29 protein-coding genes and 1 pseudogene are annotated in these 25,665 nt (G+C 57.2%); 9 read left to right on the plus strand and 21 right to left on the minus strand.

Features of this window, described 5'->3' with window-relative positions:
* Positions 1-60: 60 nt before the first annotated feature.
* Complete coding sequence (locus ACSQ13_RS17560; protein ID WP_295512107.1) at positions 61-747, plus strand: hypothetical protein; 687 nt, start codon at positions 61-63, stop codon at positions 745-747.
* Here the strand turns inward: ACSQ13_RS17560 and zapE are convergent.
* Positions 744-1,802 carry a cell division protein ZapE gene (gene zapE / locus ACSQ13_RS17565; protein ID WP_295512109.1) on the minus strand — a complete coding sequence of 353 codons (1,059 nt, stop codon included), beginning with the start codon at positions 1,800-1,802 and terminating at the stop codon, positions 744-746. The genes ACSQ13_RS17560 and zapE overlap by 4 nt on opposite strands.
* Positions 1,803-1,985: 183 nt before the next feature.
* Between zapE and ACSQ13_RS17570 the strand changes: the two genes are divergently transcribed.
* Positions 1,986-3,170, plus strand: a complete 1,185-nt coding sequence (locus ACSQ13_RS17570) for an MFS transporter (RefSeq protein WP_435988258.1) — start codon at positions 1,986-1,988, stop codon at positions 3,168-3,170.
* Here the strand turns inward: ACSQ13_RS17570 and ACSQ13_RS17575 are convergent.
* The 9 genes and pseudogenes from ACSQ13_RS17575 to paaI form a co-directional block, all read right to left on the minus strand.
* Entirely contained in the window at positions 3,167-4,090 is a 924-nt protein-coding gene (locus ACSQ13_RS17575; RefSeq protein ID WP_295512112.1) for an alpha/beta fold hydrolase, read from the minus strand. The genes ACSQ13_RS17570 and ACSQ13_RS17575 overlap by 4 nt on opposite strands.
* Entirely contained in the window at positions 4,087-5,007 is a 921-nt protein-coding gene (locus tag ACSQ13_RS17580; protein WP_176248920.1) for an ornithine cyclodeaminase family protein, read from the minus strand. Before ACSQ13_RS17580 ends, ACSQ13_RS17575 begins: the two co-directional genes overlap by 4 nt.
* Positions 5,004-5,624 (minus strand): HAD family hydrolase, encoded by a 621-nt coding sequence (locus tag ACSQ13_RS17585; RefSeq protein ID WP_176248921.1) that lies wholly within the window; start codon positions 5,622-5,624, stop codon positions 5,004-5,006. The genes ACSQ13_RS17580 and ACSQ13_RS17585 overlap by 4 nt, the downstream gene beginning before the upstream one ends.
* A 74-nt stretch (positions 5,625-5,698) precedes the next feature.
* Positions 5,699-6,148 carry a YaiI/YqxD family protein gene (locus tag ACSQ13_RS17590; protein WP_176248922.1) on the minus strand — a complete coding sequence of 150 codons (450 nt, stop codon included), beginning with the start codon at positions 6,146-6,148 and terminating at the stop codon, positions 5,699-5,701.
* A gap of 10 nt (positions 6,149-6,158) precedes the next feature.
* Complete coding sequence (fghA, locus tag ACSQ13_RS17595) at positions 6,159-6,992, minus strand: S-formylglutathione hydrolase (RefSeq protein ID WP_176248923.1); 834 nt, start codon at positions 6,990-6,992, stop codon at positions 6,159-6,161.
* A gap of 102 nt (positions 6,993-7,094) precedes the next feature.
* Positions 7,095-8,024: an AEC family transporter gene (locus ACSQ13_RS17600; protein ID WP_176249057.1), complete on the minus strand. Its 930-nt coding sequence runs from the start codon at positions 8,022-8,024 to the stop codon at positions 7,095-7,097.
* A 51-nt stretch (positions 8,025-8,075) separates the two neighbouring features.
* Positions 8,076-8,682 (minus strand): annotated as a pseudogene (locus tag ACSQ13_RS17605) (rubrerythrin family protein); the annotation flags it as partial.
* A 106-nt stretch (positions 8,683-8,788) separates the two neighbouring features.
* Positions 8,789-10,099, minus strand: coding sequence for a phenylacetate--CoA ligase PaaK (gene paaK, locus ACSQ13_RS17610; protein ID WP_295512116.1), 1,311 nt, complete (start codon positions 10,097-10,099; stop codon positions 8,789-8,791).
* Entirely contained in the window at positions 10,096-10,533 is a 438-nt protein-coding gene (paaI, locus tag ACSQ13_RS17615; protein WP_176248925.1) for a hydroxyphenylacetyl-CoA thioesterase PaaI, read from the minus strand. Before paaI ends, paaK begins: the two co-directional genes overlap by 4 nt.
* 117 nt (positions 10,534-10,650) lie before the next feature.
* On the opposite strand from paaI, the gene ACSQ13_RS17620 reads away from it, so the two are divergent.
* Positions 10,651-11,001, plus strand: a complete 351-nt coding sequence (locus ACSQ13_RS17620; RefSeq protein ID WP_176248926.1) for a DUF2794 domain-containing protein — start codon at positions 10,651-10,653, stop codon at positions 10,999-11,001.
* A gap of 31 nt (positions 11,002-11,032) precedes the next feature.
* Here the strand turns inward: ACSQ13_RS17620 and ACSQ13_RS17625 are convergent, their stop codons facing one another.
* From ACSQ13_RS17625 to ACSQ13_RS17635, 3 genes are all read right to left on the minus strand, one after another.
* A complete protein-coding gene (locus tag ACSQ13_RS17625) occupies positions 11,033-11,830 on the minus strand; it encodes an NlpC/P60 family protein (RefSeq protein ID WP_295512118.1) in 798 nt (265 codons plus the stop codon).
* Positions 11,827-13,209 (minus strand): leucyl aminopeptidase family protein, encoded by a 1,383-nt coding sequence (locus tag ACSQ13_RS17630; protein ID WP_176248928.1) that lies wholly within the window; start codon positions 13,207-13,209, stop codon positions 11,827-11,829. The genes ACSQ13_RS17625 and ACSQ13_RS17630 overlap by 4 nt, the downstream gene beginning before the upstream one ends.
* Before the next feature lie 67 nt (positions 13,210-13,276).
* Positions 13,277-13,654 (minus strand): hypothetical protein, encoded by a 378-nt coding sequence (locus tag ACSQ13_RS17635; protein ID WP_255200103.1) that lies wholly within the window; start codon positions 13,652-13,654, stop codon positions 13,277-13,279.
* Positions 13,655-13,801: 147 nt separating this feature from the next.
* Between ACSQ13_RS17635 and ACSQ13_RS17640 the strand changes: the two genes are divergently transcribed.
* Positions 13,802-14,452: a carbonic anhydrase gene (locus ACSQ13_RS17640; RefSeq protein WP_176248929.1), complete on the plus strand. Its 651-nt coding sequence runs from the start codon at positions 13,802-13,804 to the stop codon at positions 14,450-14,452.
* Between the two features lie 128 nt (positions 14,453-14,580).
* Entirely contained in the window at positions 14,581-15,123 is a 543-nt protein-coding gene (locus ACSQ13_RS17645; RefSeq protein WP_255200104.1) for an NYN domain-containing protein, read from the plus strand.
* Positions 15,124-15,261: 138 nt separating this feature from the next.
* Here the strand turns inward: ACSQ13_RS17645 and ACSQ13_RS17650 are convergent, their stop codons facing one another.
* The 5 genes from ACSQ13_RS17650 to ACSQ13_RS17670 form a co-directional block, all read right to left on the minus strand.
* Positions 15,262-16,284 carry an aspartate-semialdehyde dehydrogenase gene (locus ACSQ13_RS17650; RefSeq protein ID WP_295512121.1) on the minus strand — a complete coding sequence of 341 codons (1,023 nt, stop codon included), beginning with the start codon at positions 16,282-16,284 and terminating at the stop codon, positions 15,262-15,264.
* A gap of 76 nt (positions 16,285-16,360) precedes the next feature.
* Positions 16,361-17,536: an MFS transporter gene (locus ACSQ13_RS17655; RefSeq protein ID WP_176248932.1), complete on the minus strand. Its 1,176-nt coding sequence runs from the start codon at positions 17,534-17,536 to the stop codon at positions 16,361-16,363.
* On the minus strand, positions 17,533-18,309 hold the full coding sequence (locus tag ACSQ13_RS17660; RefSeq protein ID WP_295512123.1) for an HpcH/HpaI aldolase/citrate lyase family protein: 777 nt from the start codon (positions 18,307-18,309) through the stop codon (positions 17,533-17,535). Before ACSQ13_RS17660 ends, ACSQ13_RS17655 begins: the two co-directional genes overlap by 4 nt.
* 126 nt (positions 18,310-18,435) lie before the next feature.
* Positions 18,436-19,110: a winged helix-turn-helix domain-containing protein gene (locus ACSQ13_RS17665; RefSeq protein WP_176249059.1), complete on the minus strand. Its 675-nt coding sequence runs from the start codon at positions 19,108-19,110 to the stop codon at positions 18,436-18,438.
* Between the two features lies 1 nt (position 19,111).
* Complete coding sequence (locus tag ACSQ13_RS17670; protein ID WP_295512124.1) at positions 19,112-19,405, minus strand: hypothetical protein; 294 nt, start codon at positions 19,403-19,405, stop codon at positions 19,112-19,114.
* 190 nt (positions 19,406-19,595) lie between these two features.
* Between ACSQ13_RS17670 and ACSQ13_RS17675 the strand changes: the two genes are divergently transcribed.
* The 3 genes from ACSQ13_RS17675 (at position 19,596) to ACSQ13_RS17685 (ending at position 22,133) form a co-directional block, all read left to right on the plus strand.
* The gene (locus tag ACSQ13_RS17675; RefSeq protein ID WP_295512126.1) at positions 19,596-20,132 is read left to right on the plus strand and encodes a hypothetical protein; all 537 of its coding nucleotides are present in this window, start codon (positions 19,596-19,598) and stop codon (positions 20,130-20,132) included.
* A gap of 181 nt (positions 20,133-20,313) precedes the next feature.
* The gene (locus ACSQ13_RS17680; RefSeq protein ID WP_176249061.1) at positions 20,314-20,931 is read left to right on the plus strand and encodes a ribonuclease HII; all 618 of its coding nucleotides are present in this window, start codon (positions 20,314-20,316) and stop codon (positions 20,929-20,931) included.
* 101 nt (positions 20,932-21,032) lie between these two features.
* Entirely contained in the window at positions 21,033-22,133 is a 1,101-nt protein-coding gene (locus ACSQ13_RS17685; RefSeq protein WP_176248935.1) for a site-specific DNA-methyltransferase, read from the plus strand.
* 128 nt (positions 22,134-22,261) lie between these two features.
* Here the strand turns inward: ACSQ13_RS17685 and ACSQ13_RS17690 are convergent, their stop codons facing one another.
* The 3 genes from ACSQ13_RS17690 to mutY all read right to left on the minus strand — a co-directional run bounded on the left by ACSQ13_RS17690 (position 22,262) and on the right by mutY (position 25,047).
* Entirely contained in the window at positions 22,262-22,654 is a 393-nt protein-coding gene (locus ACSQ13_RS17690) for a response regulator (RefSeq protein WP_295512128.1), read from the minus strand.
* A 102-nt stretch (positions 22,655-22,756) separates the two neighbouring features.
* Positions 22,757-23,908, minus strand: coding sequence for an alkane 1-monooxygenase (locus ACSQ13_RS17695; protein WP_176248937.1), 1,152 nt, complete (start codon positions 23,906-23,908; stop codon positions 22,757-22,759).
* 74 nt (positions 23,909-23,982) lie between these two features.
* The gene (gene mutY / locus ACSQ13_RS17700) at positions 23,983-25,047 is read right to left on the minus strand and encodes an A/G-specific adenine glycosylase (protein WP_176248938.1); all 1,065 of its coding nucleotides are present in this window, start codon (positions 25,045-25,047) and stop codon (positions 23,983-23,985) included.
* A 102-nt stretch (positions 25,048-25,149) separates the two neighbouring features.
* Here mutY and ACSQ13_RS17705 point away from each other — a divergent pair, with 102 nt between their 5' ends.
* Complete coding sequence (locus ACSQ13_RS17705; protein WP_176248939.1) at positions 25,150-25,659, plus strand: DUF721 domain-containing protein; 510 nt, start codon at positions 25,150-25,152, stop codon at positions 25,657-25,659.
* Positions 25,660-25,665: the final 6 nt, after the last annotated feature.

Here is a 25,665-nt window from a genome sequence, read left to right on the forward strand (position 1 = left end):
TATAGTCGTCTCGGACCCTAAGGTTCACGGATAGTTTTCTTTGTCCGTGGGGGTCGATCAATGGCGAAATTCCAACAAAACCAAAGCGCGATTCCGCGCGTTTTATTTTCTGTCTTCTGTTTGACGGTGATCATCGCTGGTGGTGTTTTCATTCTGGATCAGGGGCGGTCACCCTATCATGCGGGTGCAATTCCATTGGCCGAACCGGTCACACAGACGGTCCTTCCTGCGCCGCCCGTGCCCGTTCCCGCCAGGGTTGCCACGGCTAGCCTGACACCTGCCAAGGCGCTGCACCAATTGGGTATGGACACGGAAACAGATTTGCGTGACCTCATTGGCGGTGTTGTAAGGGCCTTTGATGATACGTCATCGGGTCGCGTGTTAGAATCCTACGTGGTTTGGGCGGTGAAGGCCGGGAAATCTGATGCCTATGTGGATTCCCTGCTCAACAGCGCGGCGGCAAAGGGGCATTTCGAAATCCCTTTGGCCCTCACGACCTTGTCGGGCAGATTGGATACCCAAAGCCTGCTAAAGTCGGTCCTTTTGGCAGCAACGCACGACGGTCCGGCACCAAATACAAAGGTGCCGCAAAAGCATCCCCTTCGTCTGTCGGATAGTCTGGTTGGCCTGTCACTGGCTTATTACGGCGATCCGCGAGATCACATGCGGATCGCTGATGCGAATGGCCCGATCAACCGGATGGCCGAAGCGCAAGTCGGGCAGATATTTGAAATACCGGGGCTTTAGCTGCCCCAACCTTCGGCCTGCATCTCGCGCAGGCGCGATGCGGTACGTTCAAACTCAAAGGTGCCTTCCCCTTCAAGATACAGCATTTCAGGACTGGCCGCGGCAGAGCAGATAAGACGTACTTTTGCCTCATACAGCGCGTCGATCAGGGTCACGAAACGTTTGGCTTCGTTAAAGTTGGTCCTGCCCAACGCCGGGATATCGTCCAGCACCAGAACGCGGCATGCTTCGGCCAGGCTAAGGTAGTCGGCAGCACCCAAGGGTTGCCCGCATAGCGCATGGAACCCCGCGCGCGCGATGCCGTTGCGAAACCGGGGGATGATGACATCGCGCCCTTTGACCCGCAGCGTGAGCTTTTCGCCCTCGCCGCCAGTCAAATCCTGCCAAACGGCATCCATCGCGGCACGGCTTTGGGCATTTACGGGGGTGAAATACGATTGCGATCCTGCAAGGCGATCCTGGCGATAATCGCGCGGGCTGGTCAGCTCCAACACGACCATCTTGGCCTTGATCAGCTCGATGAACGGCAGGAAAATCTCTCGGTTCAGGCCATTTTTGTACAGATCGCCAGGTGTCCGGTTCGACGTGGTAACAACGACAACACCCGCTGCAAAAAGCGCCTGAAACAAGCGTCCCACAATCATCGCATCGGTGATGTCGGTGATCTGCATCTCGTCGAACGCCAGCACCTTGACCGATGCGGCGACGCTGGCGGCAACCGGCGCAATCGCGTCATCGACACCGGTTTTGCGCGCCTCGTGCATTGCGCTGTGGATTTCCTGCATGAAGGCATGGAAATGCACACGCCTTGCGGGGATGTCGCCCATATGACCGGCGAACATATCCATCAGCATCGATTTCCCACGCCCGACGCCCCCCCAAAGGTACAGCCCCTTGGGCGGTTCGGGGGCGCGCTTGAAAAACCCCTTCTTCTCGGGGTTGAGCAGGGCGTTCCTGATGCGGTCAAACTCGGGCAAAACCGCCTCTTGGGCAGGGTCCGGTGTCAGGCTGCCATCAGCCACGCGTTGATCGTAAAGAGTGCGTAAATCTGTCATGCCAGTGACTTACATCTTGCCCGCAGGTTTGGAAAGAACCCCAAACCTGCTGCCAGCAGCCGACTATTTGAATTGACCCCAATTCCGGCGGATGTATGGTGGCGCATCTGCAGAAGGATCAATGTCTTGGAAAGAAACCCGTCCATTTTCACCCCGGTTCTGATCGTAGGGTGTCTGATTATCATGGTCAGCTTTGCGGTGCGGGCATCATTCGGCGTGTTCCAGATACCGATTGCTGCTGAATTCGGCTGGCTGCGCAGCGAATTTTCGCTCGCGATTGCGATCCAGAATTTGGCATGGGGCATCGGGCAGCCCATTTTCGGGGCGGTTGCGGAAAAGATTGGTGACCGCCGTGCCATCGTCATTGGGTCGGTCGTCTATGCCATCGGCTTGGTGCTTTCGGCGAATTCCATGTCGCCGATCGAATTGCAGAGCTATGCGTGGCTGGTCGGTTTCGGCATCGCGGGCACTGGGTTCGGCGTGATTCTGGCAGTCGTCGGGCGGGCCTCAACGGCTGAAAACCGGTCCATGTCACTGGCGATTGTGACCGCAGCAGGCAGCGCAGGGCAGGTGTTCGGGGCCCCCGTTGCGGAATGGATGCTTGGGTTTTTGACCTGGCAAAGCACGTTTATCGTTTTTGCGGGTGCAATCCTTGCGATGATCCTGACGTTGCCACTGATGCGCGCCCCTGAAATGGCCAGCAAGGCAGAGCTGGAGGAAAGTCTGGGTCAGATTCTGGTCAAGGCATTCAAAGACCCGTCCTTCACCCTGATCTTTGTTGGTTTCTTTTCCTGCGGCTATCAGTTGGCTTTCATCACCGCGCATTTCCCTGCTTTCGTGACCGAACTTTGCGGTCCGATCCTTGCCGGGGGCATCTTGCACAACATCGGCATCACCACGACATCTGCCTTAGGGGCCGTTGCGATATCATTGATCGGGCTTGCAAATATCGCGGGCACGTTGCTGGCGGGATGGGCAGGCAAGCGCTATTCCAAGAAGTATCTGCTGGCGGGCATTTACACGGCGCGCACGTTAATCTCGGCGGTCTTTATCCTTATGCCCATCACGCCGCTGTCGGTGATCCTGTTTTCGGTCGGGATGGGGTCGCTTTGGCTGGCTACCGTCCCGCTGACCAGCGGTCTGGTCGCGCATATTTACGGCCTGCGCTATATGGGCACGCTTTATGGTATCGTGTTTTTCAGCCATCAGCTGGGCAGTTTCATGGGCGTTTGGTTGGGCGGTCGCTTGTATGACGCCTATGGCGGGTACACCGCAGTCTGGTGGATCGGTGTGGCCGTCGGTGCATTCAGCGCGCTTGTCCACTTGCCGATCCGCGAAAAACGACTTCCGGGATTGGTGACCGCCTAGCCCTTAGCCATCAGGTGATTGCGGACCAGATCGATCACCTGATTTGCATGGGTATAGGGCAGGCCATGACCGGCTTCGGGGATCACTTCGTGTTCTGCTGCGCGGTTCCATTCGGCGAGGGTACCAATCGCCGAGGCGGGTATCACGCTGTCTTCTTTTCCCCATATCGCTAGGACGGGAATGCCAGCGGCTTGAATGGCGCGATGTTCGTCACGCAACACATCCGTCAGAATGCCACGGCGGCTTGCCAGAACAGCGGAAACATACCCTTTGTACTCAAGCTGTTCCGCCTGTTGTTCAAAGACGTGGGGCACGTTTGTTGCCTGCGTGCTCTCGGCCTTGATGCCCTTGCGAAAAAAGGACGCGAACAACGCCAGCATCAGCCAGTCGCCGATCAAAGGGGCCTTGGCGATGAAGTCCATGATCTTGTTCGGGGTCAGCCCCATGCCGGCGGGCGCAAGCAGAACCAGACGCTCGATCCGGTCGGGGGCCGCTGCGGCAAAACAGGTCGCGATGGAGCCGCCCATGGAATAGCCAAACAGGGTAATCCGGCCATTTACGCCTTCGCGATCCAACAGTTCGTTAAGCTGGGATAGGAAATACTGCCGGTCCTGCACTCCGGATGGGCGGTCTGAATAGCCCCTGCCATAAAGATCATAGACCAAGGTGCGATACCCCATAAGCGCGAGGCCCTTGGTGATGCCGCGCCAGACAAAGCTGGGGGTCGTCAGGCCATGGATACACACTGCGACAGGGCCGTTTTGCGGTCCAAACCAGAAATAATGGGTGACGCCACGACTCAATTCGGCGAATTGTCCGGGTGCGCTGCCCCTCGCGGCGTCGTTCATGGTCAAACGGTTGCGTTCGATCAGCAGCGGGGTTGCGACCACTGCCAGAAGGATAAGGCCGATCCAGATCACGACCGCGCGCGCCAGCGATCCAGAACATAGCGGCTGGTCATCAAGTCAAGATGGGCCCCGCCGCCGTTCTTGAACACCGTGATTTCATCATCGGTTTTTCGGGTGAATTTCGCCAGATCATAATAATCGGCAATGATCGTGTCGCGGCTGATCACCCCTTGCGCGATCGGGATTTTAAGCTCTCCGATATGATCAACAGTGGTGTCCAGACTGTCGACAAAGATACGTCCGCGGGTCAGTGCGGTATCATCGGCTTCGCGCATGTCGGGACGATAGGCACCGATCAAATCCAGATGCTGGCCCGGCTGCAACCATTCGCCCTTGATAAAGGGGGTGGCGGACATTGTGGCCGAGGTGATGATGTCCGCGTGGCGGATTGCATGTTCCAGATCATCCGCAACCTTCAGATTTGGCAGCGCGTCCGCCATCGCCCTGGCATTGGCTGCGGTCCGGTTCCAGACGGTGAATTCGGCGTCTGGAAAGGCGGCTGAATAGGCGGAATACAGGCCCCGACCTTGGGTGCCGGCACCCAGGATCAAGATATTCCGGCTGTCTGCACGGGCCAGCCGCCGCGCCGCAAGAAGGCTGTCGCCTGCGGTTTTCCACTTGGTCACAAGGTGGAAATCGACCAGCGCTTCCAACATTCCGGTGCTGTCAGAATAGAGCGATACACCACCATTCACCATTGGCTTCCCTTTTGCGGGGTTGCCGGGAAAAATGGTGGCGGATTTCACCGCAAGACCCAAACCGTCAATCCACGCTGCACGGTTCAAGAGCGTATCGTCGCCGCGGTACAAAAAGGTGTCGGCGATTTCGGCCTTGGGCAAACTGTGACCTGCTGCCAAGGCATCGGTCAGGCCGATCCAGTCCAGCGTGGCCTCGCCTTCAGTGAAGGGAATGATGTCGATTTGTGTCACGCTGCCTCTTCCTCGGTCAGCAGCCCTTCGGCCACAAGGCGGGCGGCCCAACCGGCAGGACCGGTGAACAGATGTGTCCGCCATCCGCGCGCGTCGGCCGCAGCAATATTGTCCGGACGGTCATCGGCAAAGATCAGGTCACTACCCCTGAGCCCGCTTTGATCTTCCAAAGCCGCATAAATGGCGGGATCGGGTTTGATGATGCCCAGATGGCCCGAGATAAAGTCCCGGTCGAATTCACGCAGAAACGGATAGTGTTTGGCAGCCAGATCGTAAGACTGGATGCCGAAATTGGTCAGGGAAAACACCGGGACATTCTTGGCTTGAAGCGCCTTCATCAGCCGCAGTGAATGAGGAATGAACGGTGCCGCCATTTCAATCCAGCGATCGTGCCACAGCCGGATTTCATCGCGCCATTCGGTATTTGCGTCTGCGGTGGCATAAATTGTATCGGTAAAGTTTTCACCACTGTCGACGCGGTCGTTCATCGCATGCAGATCAACTGTCGCGAACATCGCCTTGCGGCGGTCCTCTCCGATGACGGAATCGAAAAATCGTTCGGGTTGCCATTCAATCAGTACATTGCCGATATCAAAAACAACTGCAGTTGGCTTCATTTCGCTGACCTTTGGGTGGGTGCGGAATTTCCAGAAAATTCCGTTTCGTTTTCTTTGAAAGAAAACGGCCAGCGCTATCGCTGAGCCGCTCTGATTTCACGTTCCAAGGCTTCCAGAAAACGGGAGCGGTCCGCTTTTGTAAAGCTTTTCCCGCCGCCTTGCCGGAAGGGGTCGGCGGCACGCAAGTCTGCCATGAGATCACGGGTCGCAAGGACGTTGCCGATATTCGCTGCGGTCAGCGCTTCGCCGTTATGTTTCAAAACGCGCGCGCCCGCTTCGACGCAACGCGCGGCAAGGGGGATATCGCCGGTTACGACGACATCGCCAGCGCCACAGCGTTCGGCAATCCAGATATCCGCAACGTCCGGCCCGTCTGGCACGATGACGTTTTCGACCAATGGGTTTTGCGACGGACGCAAGCCGCCATTCGACACGATGTACATCCGGATTTTGTGGCGCGTTGCGACGCGTTCGGCCTCGGCTTTTACGGGGCAGGCATCGGCGTCTATGTAGAGGGATGTCATGACAAGTTGATCAATCTGCGTAGAGCGCGTCGGCATGGAAGGCGATGTGGTCTTCCATGAAGGTTGAGATGAAGAAATAGCTGTGATCATACCCCGGTTGCATGCGGAAGGTGGCATTCTGGCGGCGCTTGGCGATTGCTGCGGCCAGGGCTTCGGGTTTGAGAAGGTCAAGGAATTGATCATCTGTGCCCTGGTCGATCAAAACCGGACCGGGAAAGCCTTTTTCGGCCATCAAAAGCGTGGCGTCGTGGTTGGCCCATGCGGCCTTGTCCGGGCCGAGATAGGCGCTGAGCTGTTTGCGGCCCCAGTCGCTGTCGGAGGGGTTTGCAATTGGCGCAAAGGCCGACACTGATTTGAAGCGCCCGTCGAGATTCATCGCGAGGGTCAGTGCGCCATGCCCGCCCATGGAATGGCCGCTGATGGCCTGGCGGTCCATATCAAGCGAGAATTCTTCGGCGAGTAGCGCTGGCAGTTCGTCGGCGATATAGTTCCACATCTGGAAATGCGGCTGCCAAGGGTCCTGGGTGGCGTTGACATAGAACCCGGCACCTTTGCCAAGATCATAGGCATCATCATCCGCGACATCGTCGCCCCGGGGGGAGGTGTCTGGGAAAACGACGGCGATCCCGTGTTCAGACGCCCAGGCCTGTGCACCTGCTTTGGTCATGGCGTTTTCATGGGTGCAGGTGAGGCCTGAAAGGAACCAAAGCAGCGGGACCGGCCCTTGTTTGGCTTCTTCGGGCAGGAAAAGGGCGAAGGTCATTTCGCAATTGCAGGAGGTGGACAGGTGAGAATAAACGCCTTGGGTGCCGCGGAAGCTGGCATTTTCGGAAACGGTTTTCATGGGGTTTCTCCTGTGGTGCGATGTTGCTTTATGGCTAGCGGGCATTGGCGCGGGCGGCAAGGGCTGGACGCTTCGCGATGAGTATTTGGAAAAGGGTGAAGCCTAGAAGGTTGTGACCCACGCGATGATCGCGCTTACCGTAAAGATGCTGAGGGCGGTAGAAACGAGGATGGCTGCGGATACGCGGGCCGGACCGACGTTGTAGTGTTGTGCAAGCATGTAGACGTTGCCTGCCACCGGGAGGGACGCGGCGGCGATGATAACGCCCGCTTTGTAGGGGTCGACCTTGAAGAACCACAAGGCGGCCATGGCGACAAAGGCAGGGTGTAGCACGAGTTTGCAAAAGGTCAGCCAGCCGGCGACCTGAAGCTTTTCAGCTGATTTTGACGCGAGTGATGCGCCAATCGCGAAGAGCGCGCCGGGGGTTGCGGCACCGCCCAGGATGACCAGGAAATCGTTCATCGGGGTCGGGATCGGGATGCGCAGGCCGGACCAGACAAAGCCCAGAGTCATTGCGACAATCATCGGGTTTTTCAGAAGGCCCATGCCGATTGTGCGCAAGACGCGCAGGCTCATCTGGCCATCGCGGCTGCCGGTGATGAGGATCACGATCAAGCTGGAGAAGACGATCAAATCGACAGCAAGAACCAGCACGACGGGGCCAATTGCGTCGGGCCCCAAAAGGAGGGTGAGCATCGGCACGCCCAGAAAGCCGGTATTGCCGATAACGGCGCATTGCGCTTCCATCGCGTTATTCGCGACATCAAGGTTGCGCAGGAAACCTATGATCGTTGCGATGCCATAGACGAAGGCGGTGCCCCAGAGATAGGCCGCGACAAGGCGGCTGTCCCAGACGTCGGCCAAAGACAGGTTCGCCGCAAAATGGAAGAGCATTGCCGAGAGGGCAAAGTAAAAGACGAATTTGGTCAGATAGGCTGTTGCTTCGGTCGTAAAGAAACGGGTTCGGCCGGCCCAGTATCCCAGACCGATCAGCGCGAAAAATGGCAGTGTTTTGAGGAAGATCGCCAGCATGTTGAATTCGTAGCGGGCAACGGGGTTAGGTGCAACTGCGTGTTGCGGTCGCCCTGACCCGATCACAACCCCAACGGCGAATACCAATGCGCCGCCCAGGACGATCTGGAATGCGGCGCGGAAAAACGGTGTGTTCATATAGCGGTTCTGGATCCAGACAATGGCCCAAACTTCAACGAACACAACGGCGAAGGCGCTGAGGGTCGCGGTCCAGAAATCGGTGATCAAATAGGGCAGCGCGTGGCCCAACCCGCCAAGTGTTGTCATCACGCCAGCCGACAGGCCGCGTTGACCGGCGAGCCACGGCCCGAAATCTGACCATCGTCAGAGGCGGCTTCGGTGAAGCCCATCGAGATGCCTGCCCCCAGCGATGCCGCAAGGCCCACCAGAAATGTTGTCCATGTGGCTTGCTTCGGCAGCGGCCAGATCACCAAGCAGCTTGCGGGTTGAGGCATCGGTGGTGCGGGTGGCGGCCAGAAGGTAGAATGCCTCGGCTGATTTTTCCATCGCGGCGGATCAAGGGGATCATCGGGCCAAAGCGTTCGGTGTGCAGGTCAATCGGCCGTTGGCGATGGCCGCCTTCCTCGGAGGAGATCGCGAGGGCGATGATTTTCTGCTCGGACAAATCCTTGAGACGTTTGCGGTTAAGGGAAAACAGCCCCGGACATCTTTTTCATGATTTAGAATGACTCTAAACTTGAGGGCGGCGATATCAAGATCGTTTCGCGAGGCTAACCCGATAGCGCAGGGGATGCGCTGTCGGGTTAGCCTTTTGGTCGCTTGTCGATGATACGCACTGCTTTGCCTTCGGACCGCGCCACACCGCCCACGTCACTGACGTCAATCTTGACGCTGATGCCAACGGTTTCCTTGATCTGCGCGGCAAGGGCGGCTGCGGCAGCAGTGCGGGCATCTGCGCTGATGTAGGGTCTGGCGCATTCGCACAGCACGCGCATTTGATCCATGCGGTCGGGTTTGGTGAGCTCGATCTGGAAATGCGGGGCAAGGTCAGGGATGGACATCAATGCTTCTTCGATCTGGGTCGGGAAAACATTTACGCCGCGCAAAATGATCATGTCGTCACTGCGGCCGGTTACTTTTTCCATCCGGCGCATGCTACGCGCGGTGCCTGCCAGCAGGCGGGTCAGATCACGGGTGCGGTAGCGGATGATCGGGAAGGCCTCTTTCGTCAGCGAGGTGAATACGAGTTCGCCTTTTTCACCATCGGCAACGGGCTGACCGGTTTCGGTGTTGATAATCTCGGGATAGAAATGATCCTCCCAGATATGCAGGCCGTCTTTGGTTTCGACGCATTCGCAGGATACACCCGGGCCCATGATCTCGGATAGGCCATAGATATCAACGGCATGCATATCAAACGCCTGTTCGATTTCGACGCGCATGGCGTTTGTCCAGGGTTCGGCACCGAAAATCCCCACCTCAAGCGAGGATTGGCGCGGGTCGATGCCTTGGCGGGCGTATTCGTCAAGAATCGACAGGGCATAAGACGGGGTGACCGTGATGCCGGTCGGCTTGAAGTCTTCGATCAGGCGCACCTGACGGGGGGTCATCCCGCCAGAAATCGGCACCGTGCTGATCCCCAGCTTGTCTGCACCCAGATGAATGCCCAAACCGCCGGTAAACAAACCGTATCCATAGGCGTTGTGCAGCATGTCACCGGGTTTCAGGCCGGCTGCACGCAAAGACCGCGCCACGACGCTGGCCCAGTTATCAAGATCGGTTTTCGTGTAGCCTACAACGGTCGGCTGACCGGTGGTGCCAGAGGACGCGTGAATGCGGGCGAGCTGCTCGCGGGGGACGGCGAACATCCCGAAAGGGTAATTGTCGCGCAGGTCGGTTTTGACGGTAAAGGGAAACCTGGACAGATCGCTGAGGTCGCGCAGATCGTCAGGATGGACCCCCGCATCGTCAAAGCTTTTGCGGTAAAACGGCACATTGTCATAGGCGTGCCGCAAGGACCATTTCAGACGCTCCAATTGCAATGCGCTTATCTCATCCCGGCTGGCGATCTCAATAGGGTCAAGGTTTTCACGGGCGGGGGTGAGGTCTTTCATTGGGTCATTTCCTCCTCGAAATGCTGGCCTTTTATGGTGCGAGACAGGCCACGGAACAGCGCGACGATGCGGCTGTCCTCCCCCGTGACTGTTACATCATAGATGCCGGATCGTCCGGTTTTTGTTTGCTCAATTGCGGTTGCTGTCAGGCGTTCACCCGCCTTGCCGGGGGCAAGATAGGTGATTTGATTTTGCTGGGCGACGACAAGCTGATTGTAACTGTTGCAGGCAAAGGCAAAGGCGCTGTCGGCGAGCGTAAAAATATAGCCGCCATGGCAAATACCGTGCCCGTTCAACATGTTATCCCCCACTGTCATGGAAAGCGTTGCGGCACCCGGCGCGATGTGGTCGATCCGCATGCCAAGGTTCTGGCTTGCCTTATCGGTGGCCCACATGGTGGACGCGGATTTTTCAGCACGTGCTTGAGGGGTCATGTCTGGCGGCCTTCATGTTTCATAAAGATATCATTTGCATATATTTTGTAACGCTTTCAAGGGATTTCATCCCACATAGGGCTTGATTTGACCGATGATCGACGCAACTGTCAAAGCATGACCTTGCACTTACATTCGTCAAACAACAAAAACGATCGCGCGCCTGAGCAGGTAGCGTTTCACAGAACCGAATTGTCGCCGATCCTGTCGCTTTACGGTCGCATGGTCGCGGCGGGGGAATGGCGCGATTACGGGATCTCTTGCTTGCGAGAGGTCGCGGTGTTTTCGATCTTTCGAAGGACTGCGGAAATGCCGCTTTACCGGATCGAGAAACGGCCAAAGATGCGTTTGAAGCAAGGGATGTATTCGGTTGTCGGGCCCAACGGGCAGGTGCTGCGTCGCGGTCACGAGCTGGGCGCGGTTTTGCGGGTGCTGGAACGCAAGTTGATCCGTGCCGTTGACATCTAGCTGGTCGCGCCTGCCGAGGGCGACGATGGATTTAAGACCATTTGGAAGACGTTAGACGTTTGTGCCCGGTCATCAGGCCGTCCGTTTTTGCGATACGTTCAAGAGCCGCGGTAATCGGTTCTAGCGTGACGGCCATCTTATGGGCGTTTGCATGGATCATCAGGTCAGGCTCAAGCACGAGTGCAACATGACCTTTCCAGAACAACAGGTCATTGCGCTGATAAGGGGTGCCCGCAGGCGGGGCATAGCCGACCATTGCCAGCTGCTGGTCGCTGTCGCCGGGGCAAGGGATGCCGCAAGCAAGAAACGCCGCCTGAACAAGGCCCGAACAATCAATGCCCCAACGGCTGTTGCCCCCCCAAAGATAGGGCGTGCCCAGAAATAACCGGGCAATATCAGCAGGGTCTGACGCAAGATCGTCTATCGGTTTCAGGTGCTGGATCGGGATGTAGCCTATTTGGGTTTCGGCAAAACCGGCCACGTGATCAAGAACGGTGATCTTGCTGCCAAAGCTAACAGACACCTGATCAGGGGATTTGAAATCGGCCTTTAGATAGGCGTGGGTCGCTGGCACGGACACAAAATGGGTGGCGTGCGACTGCGGGCCAATCGCCGTTTCGCGAATATATCCGCAATAATCGTCTTTGCCGAGCTGCACATAGCACCAGCCGTCATCTGCGGCCAAAACCGTCAGCGCGTCCCCATAGATCGCCTGTCGGTCCCGCGCGCCCGATGGGCTGCGGCACAGATCGGCAACGGCGATCACGATCTGCGCCGGCTGTTGTTGCTGAACCTTGGCAGGATCAGGGGACAGTCGAAAATCGGTCATTTTTTCAAAAGTGTATCAAATGCCGCGAACAACGCGCGTGTCGCCTGGCCGACGCCGCCTTTGGGGCGGGCGGGTGCTGCGGTTGGCTGCCAGCCGTATATGTCGAAATGCGCATAGGGGCTGTCTGTTACGAAACGGCGCAGGAACAATGCCGCGGTGATACATCCTGCAAATCCACCGGTGGGCGCGTTATCAAGGTCTGCTATTCCGGGTTCGATCATGGCCTCGTATGGCGTGTGGAAAGGCATGCGCCACACCGGATCAGCGTGAGTTGCGGCGGCAGCTTCGACCGCTGACACGAAGGTCTGGCTGTCACTGAAATAGGGTGCAAGGTCGGGGCCGACAGCAACGCGGGCCGCACCTGTCAGGGTGGCCATCGAAATAATCTGATCGGGTTTTTCTTCGTCTGCAAGCGCCAGCGCGTCAGCGAGGACCAAGCGACCTTCGGCGTCGGTGTTGTTCACCTCGACCGTCAGCCCCTTGCGCGAGGTCAGAATATCCTGCTGGCGGAATGAATTTGCCGACACAGAGTTTTCAACCGCCGGAATAAGCACGCGCAACTGGATGTCCATGCCCGTGGCCATGATCATACGGGCCAGGCCCAGCACCGCCGCCGCACCCCCCATGTCTTTTTTCATCAGACCCATGGATGCCGCAGGTTTCAGGTTCAGGCCGCCGGTATCGAAACACACACCCTTGCCAACCAAGGTCAGTTTTTTACCCGTTGCGCCCCACCGCATGTCGATCAACCGAGGAGCACGATCCGCCGCACGACCAACGGCGTGGATCATCGGCAGGTTCTGCGCCAGCAGGTCATCACCGGTAATAACGCTGATCCGGGCACCGTAGGCGTCAGCCAATCTGCGTGCGGCGTTTTCCAGATCAGGCGGTCCCATGTCCGAGGCGGGGGTATTGATCAGATCCCGCGTCAGCATTTCGCCATCGGCAATGGCAATCATCAGGTCGGCATTTACGCCTTCAGGTGCCACAAGCTCTGCCAGCATGGGGCCGTTTTTTGCATAGCGATCAAACCGGTACGCGCAAAGCAGCCAGCCCAATGTCTCATTCGCGAGCACATCCTTGGGAAGGTCGGTTTCAAGCCGGTAGGCCCCTTTGGGCAGCTTTGCGGCGGCGTCGGCCAAATGGAACCGGCCCCTGCTGCGCGATGTTTGGGTGCCATAGCCCGCAACGGCCATATCAACAGACCCGTCAGGCCCGGCGAAAACCAAGGCCTGACCCAACGCAGCGGTAAAGCTGTTTGCCGCAACCCAACCCGACACGGATGCAGGCTGGTTGGCCAGCCAATCATCAAGCTGGCTTTCGCCGATCAGATGAAGGGGGATGGCTTTGGCTGTCGGTTCGGCGAATTTTGCGGGCATGGGTCAGCACCTTTTGGGGCAATGGGTTCAGGTGCAGCCTAGTGGTATCCCAGCCAACCGCAAGCGGTCAGATTGACAGGTCCTGCACATCCCAAATGGCGGTTAATGATCGTTCCCCGACACGGATGAGCCGCGTTAATGTGGCGGCAATTGCAACCGGATCGGCCTGGTCGACGGCCGACATCACATCATTGGCGACGGCTGCCATCTTTTGCAGCCCGACCTGATCTGCAATGGCAATCAGGGACCGGCTGTTTTTGCGCAATTCCTGCCAGTCGGAAGTGCGGTACAACCGGTCGCAATGCGAGATCCGCAAAGCCAGTTCTTCCAAGGCGCGGCACACCACGTCTTCGGCATCTGTTTCGCCCAATTGTTTGTAAAGTGTACCCAACCTTTCTTGGTCGACGCAGACCTGTTCGGTTGGCCGCATTTGCAGAACTTGCATTTCAATCACCCCTTAAAAAGCCCCCATGACTGACCCCGTATATGTTAAGGGATGTGTTTAAATGGTTGAGCGCCAAGCGCCTTTTTGCTCGAATGTGATGAGAATTCAGGATAGTTACAGCGAGACACAAAAGGAGCGGATGATATTATGGATCGGGCGAAACCACTGCCATCTTATCTGGCACAACGATATCACGGTTGGAAAGCAACCACTTACGCCGAGAATCAAGCTTGGTACAAACGTCTTGCCAGCGACGGGCAGCACCCCCGTGCAATGGTGATTTCGTGCTGCGACAGTCGTGTTCATGTTACGTCGATTTTTGGTGCCGATCAGGGCGAATTCTTTATTCACCGGAATATTGCCAATCTGGTCCCGCCCTACTTGCCCGATGGCGAACAGCACGGTACGTCCGCCGCCGTCGAATACGCGGTCCAATCCTTGAACGTCGCGCATTTGATCGTGCTGGGACATTCCAGTTGCGGCGGTGTGCAAGGCTGCATCGATATGTGTCAGGGCAAGGCCCCGCAGCTGGATGCAAAGGACAGCTTTGTCGGCCGCTGGATGGATATTTTGCGTCCAAAATACGAGATCGTAGCCGAGATTGAAGACCCCCAGGAACAAGTGCGCCAGCTTGAAAAACACGCGGTGATGACGTCGCTTGAGAATCTTATGACTTTCCCGTGGATCGCGGAGAAGGTCGACGAAGGCAAGCTGACCTTGCACGGATTGTGGACCGACATCGGCGAGGGCGGGCTTGAGTGCTATAGCGCTGACAAGGAAATGTTCCTGCCGGTTTAAAGGCGGTCGGCAGAAATCAGATCAGTATATTTTTTGTACTTGCTCAGGGGCGCGAGGGGTGATCTGTTCTTGCTATGATTGTACCGATATTGCTATTTCTCGTATCGCTATTTGGCACGGTTGTGTCGATGTCTTCCGCCGTTTGGTCGGACATGATCCTGATCGCTGGCCCGTGTACCGTTGCAAGCGTTTTCATCCTGTACAGCGAAACCCGCAAGTGGGTGGCAAGCCGGAGCGAACCTGCCGGTCGTTTGATCGTGATTGACGGGTCTAACGTGATGTATTGGCGCGATGGCACCCCGCGTATCGAATGCGTGCAGGAGGTTGTTGATCATCTGAAAAAGCAGGGCTTTGATCTGGGCGTCATGTTCGACGCAAATGCGGGCTATCTGTTTTCTGGTCGGTATCGGGATGACAGGGCGATGAGCCGGCTGCTGAAATTACCACTGGAAAACGTGATGGTTGTGCCCAAGGGGATGCCCGCAGATCCGTATATTCTGAACGCCGCGCGCGACATGGGGGCAGTTATCCTTACCAATGACCGTTTCCGCGACTGGGCCGTGGAGTTTCCGGAAATTCACAAACCGGGGCACCTGATAAAGGGTGAATACAGGCAAGGCAGGCTGTGGTTCGACTTTGCAACGGAGGGCGGTGTCGGGGTGGCGGCCTAGGAAATCTGGCTGAATGTGATGGCAGTACTTTGGCGGCTATGGGCGTCCAGTAATGGGATACTCGATCCTGTAGCCTGAACGACAAAGGGCCCGCGACATGCGCGGGCCCTTGTTTGAACTCATGAAGAGTAGAAGGGCTTAGCCTTTTTTCAGCACTTCGCGGCCCAGCAGTTCTGCGATCTGCACCGCGTTCAACGCAGCGCCCTTGCGCAGGTTGTCGCTGACGCACCACAGGTTAAGACCGTTGTCGATTGTGCTGTCCTGACGGATGCGGCTGATGAAGGTCGCAAAATCGCCGGCACATTCAACGGGGGTTACGTATCCGCCGTCTTCACGCTTGTCGATCACCATAACGCCTGGGGCTTCGCGCAGGATGTCGCGGGCCTCGTTCTCGTCCAGATGCTCTTCGAATTCGATGTTGATCGATTCGGCATGGCCGACAAAGACAGGGACGCGCACGCAAGTGGCGGTGACTTTGATCTTGGGGTCGACGATTTTCTTCGTCTCGACCATCATCTTCCATTCTTCTTTCGTGTCACCGCTGTCCATAAACACGTCGATATGCGGGATCACGTTGAAGGCAATCTGCTTGGTGAACTTGCGCGCAGGCGTGCTGTCGGTCGGGTTATAGATCGACTTGGTCTGGTCCCACAGCTCGTCCATCCCGTCTTTGCCCGCACCGGACACCGACTGATAGGTCGAAACGACAACGCGCTTGATCGTTGCGCGGTCATGCAGCGGCTTGAGGGCCACAACCATCTGAGCAGTCGAACAGTTGGGGTTCGCAATGATGTTTTTCTTGGAATAACCGTGAATTGCCTGAGGGTTTACCTCGGGGACGATCAACGGGATATCCGGATCGTAGCGATACAGCGACGAGTTATCGATGACCACACAACCGGCCTTGGCGGCTTTGGGGGCGTATTTTTTGGTCGCTTCCGAACCTACGGCGAACAACGCCATATCCCAGCCCGTAAAGTCGAACGTATCCAAGTCTTTCGTCTTGAGTGTCTTATCGCCAAAGCTGACTTCGGATCCCATAGACTTGCGCGAGGCAAGTGCCACGATCTCATCCACAGGGAAGTGGCGCTCGGCCAGAATATTCAGCATTTCACGGCCCACATTACCAGTGGCACCCGCGATGACGACGCGATAACCCATCTTAAAACTCCAATACTAAAATGTGATGGTGCGCGCCTCTTATACCGCTTGGGACTGCGGGGGAAGGGGGTGTGCGTTAATGGGTTGTGTCACGTGAAAACAGATAGACAAACAACCCAGCGGCCATCATCCCGGCAAACAAGGTGAAAATGACGACATATGGGGCCTGTGCGGTGATTGCAGGTTGGCTGGCCCCGAAGGCGCGACCCGATAAAAACTGCGCAACGCCGACGCCGCCAATGCTGCACAGGTTCAAAAGGGTCATGCCCCGTCCGATCAGATGGGGCGGCAGAAAGCTGCGCCCATGCGCGATAATCACGGCATAGGTTGCACCGAAAAAGCCGATGGCCGCCATCAGACATGTCGCCAGTATCAAGCCGCTTGCAGGGAAAAAGATCAGGCCACATAGCGCCAGCAGGTTTACGGTGGTCCCTGCGACAACGACCCATTTCGTGCTGCCCGCCAAGCGGTCAAGCGGGCCATAGGCGAAAGTGCCTGCCACCATGGCGGCCCCCATCAGCAATGTCGCCAGACCGATTTGATGCGCATCTGCGTTAAAGACGTCTTCGAAATAGGGGCCGATCCACAGACCCCGCAGCGCGCCCACCTGGGCATAGCTGACGGCCATGATTGGAAAAATGAACCACAGGGCTTTGATCTTGAAAACGGCCAACAGGCTGCCACGGACTTCGCCTTCGGGTGTGGCAGGGTCGCGCACCACGGCCCAGATGCCCAGGGCGGTCAAACTGGTGATGGCGCAAAGCCCCCAAAGTGACGCGCGCCAGCCGATCGTCTCGGCCGCGATGGCCATAGGGTAAGACGCGACAAGGTTTCCGCAGGTGCCGACGCCGACCATGACGGATGCCAGAACCACGAAACGCGCAGGCGGGTATTCACGCGCAAAGATATAGTAGGACGCCATCAAGACGGGTGCGCAGCCGATGCCGATCAGGACCATCGCAATGTCGATATGCAAAGGGGTCGTCGCCAGCGCAAAGATCGCGGCCCCGCCACCGCCGCCCAAAAGCAGCAAGCTGGCAGCAGTCCGTCGTGGCCCGACAGTATCAAGGGCCCAGCCGACCGGCAGTTGCATTGCGGCAAAGGCAAAGAACCAAAGGCCCGACGCAAAGGCGAGGTCTTCGGGGCCTGCACCGATATCGGCGCGCAGGGCCGGGCTGAGGACAGCCAGAAAAGCGCGGAAGAACTGGCTGAGCACATAGGCGAGGCCCAGCAGGGCAATACCGCGGGTCATTTAAGGGTATCTTGCCATTTGGAGGCCAAAGCCTGCGCTGTATGGCTGAGGATCAAAATATCGGCCCCCACAGCAACAAAACGCGCGCCTGCCTTGATCGCGTCACGGGTCATCTCGTCATGTGTCGACAGGATGCCGGCGGCCTTGCCCGAAGCGTCGATCTTGGTCAGTGCCCCCATAATCGCAGTCTGGACATCGGGGTGCAACGCATTGCCCATATGCCCCATGTCGGCGGCCAGATCGGCAGGGCCGATAAAGACCCCGTCAATTCCGTCAATCGAAAGGATTTCATCAAGGTTCGCAAGGCCTTTGACGCTTTCCACCTGCACCAACAGGCAAATCTGGTCATTCGCCGTCAGGCCATAATCGGTGATTTGCGAAAACCGCGCAGCGCGGGTCACGGCATAGCCGACGCCGCGATCACCCTGCGGGGGATAGGTGACATCGCGCACCAGCTGGCGGGCCTGATCGGCATTATCCACCATCGGTACCAGCACGGTTTGCGCGCCGGCATCCAGTATCTGCTTGATCAGGTAGGTTTCGCCAATCGGGACGCGGACAACAGGGTGGCTGGGCGAGGCTTCGAGAACCTGCAACTGGGCCAGGATCGAGCGCAGATCGTTGGGGGCGTGTTCGCCATCAATGACCAACCAGTCAAAGCCCGCCGTCCCCATCAGTTCGGCGCTAAACGTATCGGCGAGGCCCAGCCAGCATCCGAAAACCGTTTTTCCGTCTTTGAGGGCTTGCTTGAACGGATTATGTGGTGCGGGCATGGGCGTGTTCCTTGGCAATATGTTCAAGGGCACACTAGGGGGATCGATTGACCACTGTCCAGTGGGGGCGCTGCCCCCGCCGCCATTTGGCGGCTCCCCCGGAGTTTATTTAGCAAAATGAATGGATCAGAGTACTTTTATCACGGTCTTGTCGATGGCCAGCATATAGCCGCGGCGAGCGATATTCTTGACCAGCAGTTCGGAGACGATCTGATTGCCGAGTGTGTCGCGCAACCGTTTGATCCGCGTTGCACCGGCGGCTTCGTCACAGTCCGATGCGTTGCGGCCTGATATGACGCCTTCGATTTCGGAGCCGGAAAGGACATCGTCATCCATCCGCGCTTCGGCAAGCACCGACATCGTTTCCATCGCGGCGGCGGTGAGTTTGAAACCAAGGTTGTTGAGATAGACGGTATTTTCCTCGCGGCTGATGAGCAGGGAGTTCACCTGGATGCCGACACGTTCGATTTGCGCCATGCGGCGGTTAAAGCCGATCAGCATGATCAGAAAGACAAGGGCGGCGATCAGCATCGCTGTGGCAAAGACCAGCAAGACGATGATGACAATCCGGTAGCTTGAGAGGGTTTCGGAAAACGCCGTGCCCGATTGCGCGAGGATTTCGAGCAGTTTGATTTCGGCCTGTGTGGTCAGGTCATCGTTTTCGATAAAGATGCGTTCGACCTGCGCGTTAAAGGCATTTGCATCGGGCAATGCCCATAGCAACAGCCCCGCACCGATGAGCAGGATCAATGCGACGGCGGCAATGCCACCGCCGACAAACCGGCCACCGGTGCGGCGCATCTTAGAAGCGGAGGAAGTTTGGTCCGGCACTGTCTCTCCTTTGGTTTAGTCCTTCGTTGCCAAACACCGACACGATGTTGAGCAATGTCCAGCCGTTTGCCGCGAGGCGTTGGGACAGTTGGGCGCGCGCAGCGGCCTTGCTGCAGGCCCCCGTTATTTCCGCGACACCGTAATGGAGCCGCAGCGGGTTTTCTTGTTTTGCCTTATAGTCTGCATAGCAGCCGGCGGCCTGAGCAGGCAAGGCTGCAAGGCTGAGGGCGGCAATCATAACCAAGGAATATGGGGTGTGTTTCATGGTGGAAACTTTGCGCTTTTATCTGTGGATATTCAATATCGATCGGGGCGGGGCTGCGTTGTTATCCGATAACAACCCGCCGTTATTGCCTGTCTGAAGGGGGCCGGGCCAATTTGATGCCAGAGGTCGAAAACGTATTTGGCTTTGCATGGGTCTGGACCCGTGCCCCTCAGAGAAAAGGATCAGACCCATGTATCACAAGTTCATCGCAACCATCGCCGCCGTCTCCATTGCGATCACAGGTTTTACCGCCACACCAGCAGCCGCAGGGGACCGGAACCGGGACCTTGCCAGGATCGCGGCAGGCGTGTTGGGCGTGGCGATTATTGGCAAGATTATCCACGACAATAACAAGGACCGCCGGGATCAGGCGCATGTCAATCAAGGGCGTACGAACCGCGACCATGTGGTGACGCGCCAGCAGGTTCAGCCGCGGCCGCTGCCCCAGAAGTACCGCAAGCAGAAGCAGCATCAACATCAACAGCAGCGTCACCAGCAACGTCAGTATCATGACAGCAAGCTTTTGCCGCAGCACTGTTTCAAAAGCTATGACACGCGCCGCGGTCAGGTGCTGATGTTCGGCAGCCGGTGTCTGCAAAATAATTTCCGTTATGCCAATCGGCTGCCGCAATACTGCGCGCAGACGATCCGCACCTTCCAAGGCAAGCGCAGAGGGTATGATGCCCGGTGCCTGCGTGGTGAGGGATACCGTTTGGCGCGTGGGTAATTCCAGGCGCTAAAGCCGGAGGGCCTAACCGCCGTCCGGATAGAGAGGGAGGGGTGTTCGGGCATCTCTCCCTTTTTCATGTTGGTGAATGCGGCTTATGTGCGCCTTCGGCGAGGATATTGTTGAGCCAGAGAAGCCCCGAGGGGTTGAGAATCGGCGGGGTCTGGGGTTGTTGGGCGGCATGGGACCAGATTTTGAATTTGAAAGAGATGCCTATGCGCGCGGATTTTCGCGGGTTGCGGGCGTGGATGAGGTGGGCCGTGGGCCATTGGCAGGACCGGTGACGGCTGCGGCAGTGGTTTTGGACCCGGAGCGTATTCCGGACGGATTGAACGATTCAAAGAAGCTGAGCAAAAAGGCACGCGAACGTCTGTATGAAGAGATCATGCAGGTCGCGGATGTCAGTATCGCCCATGCATCCGTCGCAGAAATCGAAGAGCTGAATATTTTGCGTGCCAGCCACCTTGCGATGGTGCGTGCATTGGATGGGCTGAAACAGCCTGCGGATTTCGCGCTTGTGGACGGAAACATGCTTCCACGGGATTTGAAGATAAAAGCCCAGACTTTGATCAAGGGCGATGCGCGTTCCCAGTCAATTTCGGCTGCCTCAATTATGGCCAAAATATGTCGAGATTGTGTCATGTTGTCATTGGCGCAACAGCACCCCGGATATGGCTGGGAGACCAACATGGGATACGGGTCAAAAAGACACATAGAGGCGCTCCGAAATCTTGGGGTAACCCCACACCATAGACGTTTGTTCAAACCCGTACACAACATGTTGTATCAAGAAAAATAACTAACCATTTGATTCAAAAAAGAAATTGACCGCGAATCATCTGTCAGGGCATCCTAGTCTCAACCAAGAGCACACAATGTGCCGGGGCAGAGGCAGTTATTATGAAGACGATCACAAAGGGTGCAGACGCACTTCCCTTGAACACAATTATTGCGGGCGATTGCATTGATGCGATGAATGCGCTGCCCGAGGGATCGATCGATCTGATCTTTGCCGACCCACCCTATAACCTGCAATTGCGGGGCGATTTGCATCGTCCTGACAATTCAAAGGTTGATGCGGTTGATGACGCGTGGGACCAATTTGCGAGCTTTGCCGTATATGACGAGTTTACCCGTGCCTGGCTGAAAGCCGCCCGCCGGTTGCTAAAGCCGAATGGCGCAATCTGGGTGATCGGCAGCTATCACAACATCTTCCGTGTCGGATCGGCCTTGCAGGACCAAGGGTACTGGATTCTGAACGATGTTATCTGGCGCAAATCCAACCCGATGCCAAACTTCCGCGGGAAGCGCTTTACCAACGCCCATGAAACGATGATCTGGGCCGGGAAAGACGAGAATTCGAAATACACCTTTAACTATGAGGCGCTGAAAGCCCTAAATGAAGGTATCCAGATGCGCAGCGATTGGGTTTTGCCGATCTGCAACGGTCACGAGCGCCTGAAAGACGACGCTGGCGACAAGGCGCATCCAACGCAAAAACCCGAGAGCCTGCTGCACCGTATTTTGGTCGGCTCTACCAATCCGGGCGATGTTATTCTTGACCCGTTCTTTGGCACAGGCACAACCGGTGCTGTTGCCAAGATGCTGGGCCGTGATTTTATCGGGATTGAGCGTGAGGAAGCGTACCGCAAGGTTGCCGAGAAACGTATTAAATCGGTGCGCAAATTTGACAAAGAAGCGCTGCAGACCACAATATCCAAGCGCGCCGAACCACGTGTGCCGTTTGGCCAATTGGTTGAACGCGGGATGTTGCGCCCGGGAGAAGAGCTTTATTCGTTGAACGGTCGCTATTCGGCCAAGGTCCGTGCCGATGGCACGCTGATCGGCAACGAGGTCAAAGGTTCCATTCACCAAGTGGGGGCCGCCTATGAAAAGGCACCCAGCTGTAATGGATGGACCTACTGGTGCTACAAAAAAGATGGCAAGCGTGTGCCGATCGATATTTTACGCCAGCAAATCAGGGCAGAAATGGCCAACTAGGCCGCGCCTTTTCACACAGTTTTACGAACACCGCCGGTGCCCCGCGTCCTTCCACATGAAGGTACGCCCCAAAGGGTACTCACCTTGGCCCCGCCTGTATGGCGGGGTCTTTTTCGTTTGAAGACGTGTCAGTGCAATTGCGGTTTCGCATTTTTAGCATGGTTGAACGCGTCCATCAGATAGTGCTGTCCGAACTCTGACTTGTTGACCACATGCAGCACGCCTGCTGTTGCGGCTTTTTCCCACATAAAGGGGGAGGGCCAATCGCTGACCATGACAACGGTGACATGGGAAAAACCCCCGAGTGTTGACAGTTCAACGGCAAAGTCGGCACCAAGGCCGTCTGGCAGGCGATTGTCGAGCAGGATCATCGACACAGGGTATTTTGCCAGTGTCTGCCGTGCCTCTCTTAGGGTGGCTGCGACATAGACTTGCATGCCTGAAAGGCTTCGGCTGATCATTCGCTTCATCTTGAGTTGGTCGAATTTGCTGTCTTCGATGATCAAGCAGGCTTGTGGCACGAGTGCGCTGTTTGCCTGTTGGAAAAGTTGCTGACTTGGCATGAATACCTCCACCATGATCGAGAATAGCTTCAATCATGGCAGAGGTAGATTAACATGCCGTCAACGGGGATAGGGGGTCGTTCCCTTGTTATAGTCGGACCAATCCGTGATTTCGGGGTAATACATGTCGCGCCATCTGCGCACGCGCGGGTTCATGACGCGCCGCCAGACCCAAGGCATCATCGCCATAACGGTCATGACCGGATATCCATAGGGCAGCTGCGGGGCCGTTGCGTCGCCATAGTTCTGGAGCACCGGAAAACGGCGATCCGGTTTGTAGTGATGGTCGGAATGCCGCTGCAAGTTGATCAAAAGCCAGTTTGATGCGCGATGCGCTGCGTTCCACGAATGGCGCGGCTGGACGTGTTCGTATTTGCCATCGCCCAGATGTTTGCGGGTCAGGCCGTAATGTTCGATGTAATTCACCAGTTCAAGCTGCCAGATTGCAGTGCCTGCTTGGACCAAAAAGAGCAGCAATCCGGTCCAGCCGCCCAGAATAATGGCCAGGGTTAAAAACACCGCCTGCAATGCCCAGTATTTGAAGAACGGGTTGCGCCTGTCAGTCCACGGTTTGTCTTTGCGCGCCAGCATGGCTTTTTCTGCGCGAAACGCGGATTTCATGCTTTGCCGCAGCACCCGGGGGTAAAAGCGGTGGAAGCCTTCGTTATAATGCGCCGTGACCGGGTCGCGGGGCGTCGCGACATAGCGGTGATGCACCAGCAGGTGTTCGGACCTGAAATGCGAATAGAGAACCATCGCCAAAAGAACGTCGGCCCAGAACCGTTCAAGCTTGTTCTTTTGGTGCATCAATTCGTGTGAATAATTTATGCCAACAGTGCCGGTCATCACACCCACACCAAAGAACACAAAGAACTTTTCCCAGCCGCCCAAATGGTCAGCTTGCGGCACATACCACAGCAGCCCGAACACCGTCAGAAACTGCGCTGGCATCCAAAACAGGGTGATCATGCGGTACCAGAACAGATCATCATCGGTCGCTTCGGGGTCTGCGTTATCGAGGTTCAGCCCAACGATGCTGTCGATGATCGAAAACAGATACCACGTGACGAGGGGCAGCAGGATCACGGTCCAGCCGCCGACAAAGGCGGTGATCCACGCCAAAGGAACCAGCGCAAAGGACAGCGCAAATGGTACAGCCCTTTTGAGTTGCGCCAACTGGTCGGTGCTGATGTCGGGGGATGTTGGGGTCATGCTGATATTGCTTTCGAAATCACTGTCTCTTCATAGCGCATCATTGCACCGTTTGTCACTGTGGCGCGCTGCCGCTAGCGGACCAAATCAAACGCCTTGCGCATGACGGTGGGCAGGTCGGACGGGCGGAACTGGTCGGGCGCAATGAATTCTGCATCCGGGTGCAGAATGCTGTCGGGGGCGGCGGTATACATAACGGTCAACATCAGGTGAAAATGCGTAAACGTATGGCGCACTTCGCCGGGCACCACCTGCCAGTCGGCTGTGGCAGGCGGGGTGCCTTGGGGGCGGGTTTCACTGGCGTCGATCCAGTCAGACCCCGGCCAACCGAGCATACCGCCCAGCAACCCTTTTTCGGGGCGGGTTTCCAGCAGCCACGCGCCATCGCTGCGCCGGGTCAGGTAAACGGTGCCGTGGCGGATGGGTTTGGGCTTTTTCGGGGTCTTTTTCGGCAATTCGGGCGCTGTGCCGCGTTGCCGCGCAAGGCATGGGCTGCGCCACGGGCAAATGCCGCAGGCCGGTGATTTGGGGGTGCAAATGGTGGCCCCCAGATCCATCACCGCTTGGGCGTAATCCCCGGGCCGGTCATCTGGCGTCAGGTTTGCGGCGCGCTGCATCAATTCCGGTTTGGCGGCCGGCAGGGGTGTGTGAATGTCGTAAATCCGCGCCAAAACACGCTCTACATTGCCATCAAGCACAGCGTGGGGCAGATCAAACGCAATCGATGATATGGCGGCGGCGGTGTAGGGGCCGATGCCCGGCAGTTTCAACAGCTCTGCGTGATCTGCTGGAAACTGCCCGTCATGGTCGGCAACAACCGCGCGGGCACATTTCAGCAGGTTGCGGGCGCGGGCATAGTAGCCAAGGCCGGCCCATTCCCCCATCACATCCGCGTCTTGGGCCGCAGCGAGATCGGCAACAGTGGGCCAGCGGGCGGTGAAGCGCTGGAAATAGTCGCGCACCGTGGCCACGGTCGTTTGCTGCAGCATCACCTCGCTTAACCAAATGCGATACGGGTCTGGATATTGGCCTGCTTTGCGGTCAGACGGGGCGACACGCCACGGCATTGCCCGCGCATGAACATCGTACCATTCGAGCAAGATAGGTGGCAGGTCGCTTGTTTCGTCTGTGTCACGCAATCTTTATGGCCTTTGCAGTTGGGATGGGCTGGCGATACGGTCCAGTATCGCTATGTTGTGTTGCATCGCTACGTTGAACTTTGTCATCCAGGAAAGATAGTCATGCCGCCGCGGCGTTCCAGTACAAAAGGGTTCAAACGCACAGACAGCCTGCTTTCGGCAAAGATCCGTCAGGCCAGCGAAACGCGTGGCTTTGCGCAATCGCGGCTTTTGACCCAATGGGCCGAGATCGTGGGCGAGGATGTTTCCTCCATCTCGAGGCCGGTCGAAGTCAGCTATGGGCGCGGCGGCATGGGGGCGACCCTGACCTTGCTGACCAACGGGTCAAATGCACCGATGCTCGAGATGCAAAAAGAACAACTGCGCGCCAAGGTAAATGCGGTTTACGGCTATAACGCCATCGCACGGGTGCGGGTCACGCAAACGGCGGCGACTGGCTTTGCCGAAGGGCAGGTCGCGTTCGAGGCAAAGCCAAAGGCGCGTGTTGATCAGGCCCCTGATCCGGTCATCCGCCAACGCGCCGCCGAAACCGTCGGGACAATGGGTGACGAAAGCCTGCGCGATGCCCTTGCACGTCTGGGCGAGAACATATTGAACAAGACGAAACGCTGACAAAGG

Origin of the sequence: Sulfitobacter sp. SH22, assembly GCF_965641905.1 — a bacterium.
In the GTDB taxonomy this organism is placed as follows: Bacteria; Pseudomonadota; Alphaproteobacteria; order Rhodobacterales; family Rhodobacteraceae; genus Sulfitobacter.